Here is a 6,914-nt window from a genome sequence, read left to right as displayed (position 1 = left end):
CGAACCAGGAACCAACAACTAAATAACAACACCACAGTTGTAACCACAGTCTTCCCACCCGGGAAAGCAGCCCCCTCAAGGGCCCGCACACCCGGGACGGGTAACAGAGTTACGGCGGTCATAGCGTGGGGGAAACGCCCGGTCCCATTCCGAACCCGGAAGCTAAGACCCACAGCGCCGATGGTACTGCACCCGGGAGGGTGTGGGAGAGTAGGACACCGCCGGACAACCATTCACGGAGGAGCCCCGACCACACGGTCGGGGCTCCCCGCATTTAACAATCAAGCCACCCCACAGCTCTCTGCCTGGGGTGCTGTCTCCCATGGCGGATGAGCGCCGGTGGTGCGAGACGGCTTGGTAGCGTCGCGCTTGTGAGACTTGCCACGGGACGGCCTAAAGGTGCTTCCGGCGTTCGGTGGCTGTGGCGGGGTCGAATAGAATTGAACCAGATATACGAGTCGGTAGCCGAGCGCTACTGGCGGCGTGACAACGAAATAAGGGTTATGAGCGACTACGCACGCGCCAGTGGTCGGCTCGCAACAGGAGGAATCCACCATGGCTGAGCACAACGGCGGCAATCGCGGCGGCAATCGCGGAAACTTCGGAGGTAACCGCGACGACCGCGGTTCGTACCGTCCCAACAACAATTCCGGCGGAGACCCGCGCGGGTTCCGTTCCAGGGAGAACCGGGACGGTACTGATCGTCCGGCCCGTGATGGCGAGCGACGCCCCTTTAACAATGACCGCGGCGATCGTCCGGCTCGTGATGGTGAGCGTCGCTCCTTTGGTGGCGACCGTGACCGTAAGCCTTTCGATGACCGTGGCGATCGTCCGGCCCGTGATGGCGATCGTCGTCCGTTCAATAATGACCGTGGCGACCGTAAGCCCTTCGGNNCGCCGCGACAACGATGACCGCCGCTCCTTCGGCGGCGACCGTGACCGTAAGCCTTTCGGTGACCGTGGCGACCGTCCGGCCCGTGATGGCGAGCGTCGTCCGTTCAATAATGACCGCGGCGACCGTAAGCCCTTCGGCGACCGGCCCGAGCGTGGACCGCGGAACTTTGATGGCCCCCGCCGCGACAACGATGACCGCCGCTCCTTCGGCGGCGACCGCGACCGCAAGCCGTTCGGTGACCGTGGCGACCGCAAGCCCTACGGAGACCGGCCCGAACGCGGCGGCGATCGTCGTTCCTTTGGTGGCGACCGCAACGAACGCGGTGGCGCATGGGAAGAGCGCCCCGCACGCGTTCCCAACGCCAAGGACATCCGCAGCGCCAACCGTCCTGACCGTGAGCGTTCCCCCGAAATTGACGAGGACGTCACGGGCAAGGAACTCGACCGCGCTACGGGCCACCAAATCAAGACCCTCGAGGAGCAGAGCGCAGGTTGGGTCGCAAAGCACCTGGTCATGGCGGGACGTTTGATTGACATTGAGCCCGAGCTCGCCTTCCAGCACGCCCTTGCTGCAAGCCGCCGCGGTGGACGCCTCTCAGTAGTACGCGAAGCGGTAGGTCTGACCGCTTACGCCGCCGGCCATTACGGCGAGGCGCTGCGTGAATTCCGTACCTACCGCCGCATCAGTGGGTCCAACGTGCATTTGCCGGTGATGGCCGACTGCGAGCGTGGCCTTGGCCGCGCTGATCGTGCACTGGACATGGTGCGCTCTCCCGAAGCCCAGGATCTTGACGCTCCGGGCAAGGTTGAGCTCGCTATCGTTGCCTCCGGCGCACGTGCGGACCTCAATCAGCTGGATGCTGCTGTCAGCGAGCTCGAGATCCCACAGCTGGACATCAACCGAGCCTTCTCTTACAGCCCGCGCCTCTTCCGCGCATACGCTGAGGCTTTGAGCGCAGTGGGTCGTACCGAGGAAGCCGATAAGTGGGCCCGCCAGGCGCTCGTTGCTGAGAGCGCCTTGGGTGTTGGCGACTTCGCTGAGCCCGAAATTCTTGACCTTGGCTGGGACGAGCAGGAAGAAGCAGCCGCGCGGAAGCCGCGCTTCGAGAAGCCGGTGCGGGACACCGACGTCGTGAAGCCTGAAACAGAAACGGTCATTGTTGAGGCCGCAGCCGCTGACGTTGAGCACGATGAGGTTGAGCTTGATGATGCGGAGTCTGACTACTTCGAGTCGGATGACGCAGAATCTGACATCGATTCAGCTGAAGACGACGTAGAGGCAAAAGACGAAGATACCGAGAACGAGGGCTCCGACTCCCAGCATGGCTGATTCACTGATCTCACTGTTTGATGCTGTCCTTTCAGATCTGGACGGGGTGGTCTATGCGGGACCGCATGCCATCCCTGGGGCCGTGGAGTCATTGCGGCGTCTCGAAACTGTAGGCGTTGGCCTTGGTTATGTGACCAACAATGCCTCCCGCACTCCGGCTCAGGTTGCGGCGCATCTGCGGGAGCTTGGCGCGCCGGCTGAGGACCATCAAGTGGTCAGTTCCTCCCAGGCAGCAGGGGAGCTTTTGGCTTCCATGCTGCCTGCGGGGGCGCATGTCCTCATCACCGGCAGCGCAGCTTTGGCTCATGAGATCGAATTGGCGGGACTCAAGCCCGTGCACAGTGCCGCCGAATCTCCGGTAGCCGTCGTCCAGGGTTTCAACCCGGAGATCGGCTGGAAGGATCTCGCGGAGGCGTCGTATGTTGTGGCCGGGGGAGCCATGTGGTTTGCCACCAACACGGACATGTCCATCCCGCAGGCCCGCGGCATGGCCCCTGGGAATGGAACGTTGGTTGCCGCTGTGGCGGCTGCCACGGGGAAGACACCTCTGGTGGCCGGCAAGCCGGAAGCCCCTCTGTTCCATGCAGCGGCCAAACGGCTTAAGGCCGACCGTCCGCTGGTTGTGGGCGACCGTTTGGACACCGACATCCTGGGCGGCAACCGTGCAGGATTTGCGACGGCGGCCGTCCTCACCGGGGTGGACACCACCCACACCATCATTGCTGCACGAACGGATGAACGTCCGGACTACCTCCTGGCGGACTTGGAGGGCCTGTACGCGCCGTATCCGGAGGTTGTCAGCGACGCCGGTACGTTCCGTTGTGGTGCGGCATCTGCAGTTGCCGGGGATGGCACCGTGACCGTCACAGGAGACGAGGCCGATCTCGACGCTTGGCGGGCGGCATGCGCGGCGTGGTGGGCAGCTGTTCCGGACACGGACGTGGCGCAAACTCCGCAGCTGGTGTGGCGAAATCACTAGACTGGTGCGATGACCGACCCCCAACAGTCCGATGCGGAACATCCCGATCCGGAACCACCCGCAGTCCAGTGGCCTGACACGGCGAGCCCCACGGGGGATCCCCTGGTGGACAGGGCCCTCGGCCTGCTGGACGGCGTAGCGGAGTCACCCGTGCCGGACCATGGGGAGCTGTACACCGGCATCCATGACGCCTTGTTGGAAGCTTTGGACGCGGAACCCGGGCTTCCGGCAACCCCGAAGAGCGGCTCGCGCCCGGAAGGCGACAGTTAACGAATGCAAAGACTTGATCAGGAACTCGTCACCCGTGGGCTGGCGAGGTCGCGTACGCATGCCGCCAAACTCATCAGTGATGGCAAGGTCAGCTCGAACGGTCACGTCCTCGTCAAAGCCGCACATCAGGTGGATGCGGAGACGGAGCTGGATGTCGAATCCCATCTGGAGGACATTTACGTGAGCCGTGCCGGGCACAAGCTGGCCGGCGCGCTGAAGGCGTTCCCCGCCGTCGTGGTTGCCGGTAAGCGGTGTCTCGACGCCGGTGCCTCCACAGGCGGTTTCACTGACGTTCTGCTCCGGCAAGGTGCCGCCCAGGTGGTGGCGGTGGATGTGGGGCACGGCCAGCTGGTGCCGCACCTTCGGGAGGACCCCAGAGTGGACGTCCATGAAGGCCTCAACGTCAGGTACATGACACCGGAGCATGTCGGTGGCCCGGCGACGTTGACGGTGGCTGACTTGTCGTTCATTTCCTTGACGCTGGTCCTCTGGCCACTTGCGCAATGCACCGAGCCGGGCGGTGACATGGTCCTGATGGTGAAACCACAGTTCGAGGTTGGCAAGGAACGCCTGAGCCGAACCGGTGTGGTGTCCTCCGAGAATGAACGCCGCCGGGCGGTGGCCCAGGTTGCCCGCGCTGCAGTGGACGCCGGCCTGGAACTTTACGACTTGGCGGCCAGTCCGTTGCCGGGCCAGGACGGAAATGTTGAATACTTCCTGTGGATGAAGCGCAGTATGTCAGCGGTGTTGCCTAANNGCGGGACGAGGACGTTGCTGCGTTGATCAAGAAACTCTGGCCGAACCACTAGAAAGCAGATCCGATGAGCAGGCGTGTACTTGTCCTTGCCCACACAGGGCGGGAGGAATCGCTCCGCGCAGCGTGGGATGCCTGTACGCAACTGCATTCCTCCGGCCTGGTTCCCGTGCTGCAGAAATCCGAACTTGCAGATGTTGAACGATTCTTCGGTGCCCTTGATACTCCTATCGAGATCCTCAACGATCACGTCAATCTGGAGGACGTGGAGCTGGTGATGGTTCTTGGTGGGGATGGCACCATCCTGAGGGCTGCCGAACTGGTGCGAGAGGTGGACGTCCCGCTGCTGGGCGTCAACCTGGGGCATGTGGGCTTCCTGGCGGAAAGTGAACGCGCCGATCTGGCCCAGACCGTGGAGTGGATCGCCAGCCGCCAGTACACGGTGGAAGAACGCATGACCATCGATGTCCAGGTGTGGGTCAAGGGCCAGAAGATTTGGCACACGTGGGCTTTGAACGAAGCTGCCATCGAGAAGGCCAACCGGGAACGGATGCTGGAAGTTGTCACCGAGGTGGACGAGCGTCCTTTGACGTCGTTCGGCTGTGATGGTGTTGTCCTCGCTACGCCCACCGGTTCCACAGCCTATGCTTTCTCTTCAGGAGGGCCCGTAGTGTGGCCTGAGGTCGAAGCATTGGTCATTGTTCCCATCAGTGCACATGCGCTTTTTGCCAAGCCCTTGGTGGTGTCCCCGCGTTCCAAGCTGGCCGTGGAAATCATGAACCGGACCGACGCCACCGGAGTTCTATGGTGCGATGGCCGTCGTTCGGTGGATCTGCCGCCTGGAGCCCGTGTTGAAGTAACGCGCTCGGCCACCCCGGTGCGCCTGGCCCGGACCCACAAGACGCCGTTCTCTGCCCGGCTTGTCCGCAAGTTCCAGCTTCCCATCCACGGCTGGCGTGGCCCGGCCCCTCGGAGCGGCGAAGTCCACACCGGTCCCATCCCCGTCATCCGGACCCTGTCACCGGCTCCTTTGCCCAGTCCCCGGGACTCTGCAACGTCCCAGGACCTGGGGCAAGGTGAGCCATCAGATCCCACGAATGCGAAGTGAACCATGCTTGAAGAACTCCGAATCCGTGACCTCGGCGTCATCACAGACGCAGCCCTGCCGCTAGGCCCGGGCCTCAGTGTCGTCACCGGCGAAACCGGTGCCGGCAAGACCATGGTGGTGACCGCCGTCGGACTTCTTCTTGGTGCGAGATCTGACGCCGGTGCCGTTCGAAGCGGGGCCAAATCCGCCTCGGCCGAAGCTGTGTTGAAGCTTGATCCGGGGCACAGCGCGGTGGAGCGAGCCAAGGAAGCCGGCGGCGAGGCGGAAGAGTTCGACGGCGTTGCTGAACTCCTGCTGGCCCGCACCGTTGGTGCTGACGGACGTAGCCGTGCTTATGTTGGCGGGCGAGCGGCACCAGTGGGAGTGTTGGCCGAGCTGGGCGAAAGTCTGGTGGTAGTCCATGGGCAGTCGGACCAGATCCGGCTCAAGAGCGCTACCGCGCAGCGGCACGCGTTGGACAGGTTTGCCGGAACGTCCCTGGCGAAGACTCTGGGGGAGTACCAGGACCTGTTCAACCACTGGAAGGCTATCCAGTCTGAACTTGATTCGTTGCGCAGGGAAGCCCGCGAGCGTCTGCGCGAGGCTGAATCGCTGGACGCCGCCCTCAAGGAAATTGATGAGGTGGATCCCCAGCCGGGTGAAGACGAGACGCTCAAGGCCGAGGCCGTAAAACTGGCCAACGTTGAAGAGCTGCGTTTAGCGGCAGCTGCTGCCCATGAGTCCCTCATTGCCGAGGAATTCGGGGACGCCGGCGATGCAACCACCATGGTGGATGCGGCCAAGCGGACGTTGGAGCATGTGGCTGAGCATGACGAGGAACTCCGTTCGGCAGCAGCCCGGCTGGCGGAGGTGGGCTTCCTCCTCAATGACATCGCCGCCGAGCTCTCCAGTTACCAGGCGGCCCTGGACACCGAAGGCCCTGAGCGGCTCTCCGAAATAGAGGAACGCCGGGCTGCCCTTGCCAAGCTGATCCGCAAGTATGCCCCGAGCATTGATGAAGTGCTTGAGTGGGCGGCTACTGCGAGGACCCGCCTTGATGAGTTGCAGGATGACTCCACTCGCATCGAATCCTTGGACGCCGAGGTTGCTTCTGCGGAGGCAACGCTGCGCAAGCTGGCGGCGGGCATCACCAAGGCCCGGCTCAAGGCGTCGAAGGACCTCTCAGCCCGGGTCAGTGCCGAGCTGAAGGCTCTGGCGATGGCTGACGCCACCTTGGTCATCGAGGTGGACGGGAGCGGCCCGCTGGGCCCCTGGGGCACTGATGAGATCGCTTTTCTCCTCCAGCCCCACTCCGGTGCTCCGGCGAGGCCCCTGGGCAAGGGGGCCTCCGGCGGTGAACTGTCCAGGGTCATGTTGGCCATTGAGGTAGTGCTCGCCGCAGTGGATCCCGTCCCGACGTTCGTCTTCGATGAGGTGGACGCCGGGGTGGGTGGGCGGGCCGCCGTCGAAATTGGACGCAGGCTGGCGATGCTCGCCCGGCACGTCCAGGTGCTGGTGGTGACCCATCTGCCGCAGGTGGCTGCCTTCGCGGATCAACATATCCGCGTGACTAAAACGTCCGTGCGCGGCGCTGACGGGA

General features: G+C 63.6%; 4 protein-coding genes, 1 rRNA gene and 1 pseudogene. All 6 read left to right on the top strand.

All coding sequences use genetic code 11. The features are described from left to right. Window positions 1-110 precede the first annotated feature (110 nt). Window positions 111-227: ribosomal RNA gene (gene rrf / locus EU811_RS17440) — 5S ribosomal RNA — on the top strand. Window positions 228-2,216: 1,989 nt separating this feature from the next. Continuing rightward, on the top strand, window positions 2,217-3,203 hold the full coding sequence (locus EU811_RS17430; RefSeq protein ID WP_142939582.1) for an HAD-IIA family hydrolase: 987 nt from the start codon (window positions 2,217-2,219) through the stop codon (window positions 3,201-3,203). A 9-nt stretch (window positions 3,204-3,212) separates the two neighbouring features. After that, window positions 3,213-3,473: a hypothetical protein gene (locus tag EU811_RS17425; RefSeq protein ID WP_142939581.1), complete on the top strand. Its 261-nt coding sequence runs from the start codon at window positions 3,213-3,215 to the stop codon at window positions 3,471-3,473. 3 nt (window positions 3,474-3,476) lie between these two features. After that, window positions 3,477-4,282 (top strand): annotated as a pseudogene (locus EU811_RS17420) (TlyA family RNA methyltransferase). Window positions 4,283-4,294: 12 nt separating this feature from the next. Then, the gene (locus tag EU811_RS17415; protein ID WP_142939580.1) at window positions 4,295-5,335 is read left to right on the top strand and encodes an NAD kinase; all 1,041 of its coding nucleotides are present in this window, start codon (window positions 4,295-4,297) and stop codon (window positions 5,333-5,335) included. Window positions 5,336-5,338: 3 nt separating this feature from the next. Then, the coding region (gene recN, locus EU811_RS17410; protein WP_142939579.1) for a DNA repair protein RecN at window positions 5,339-6,914 on the top strand (1,576 nt) is incomplete at its 3' end.

It is taken from the genome of Arthrobacter sp. TS-15 (genome assembly GCF_006964045.1).
Taxonomy (GTDB): Bacteria; Actinomycetota; Actinomycetes; order Actinomycetales; family Micrococcaceae; genus Arthrobacter.
Note: the sequence above shows the minus strand (reverse complement) of the source record. Positions and strands in the feature narration are given on the sequence as shown.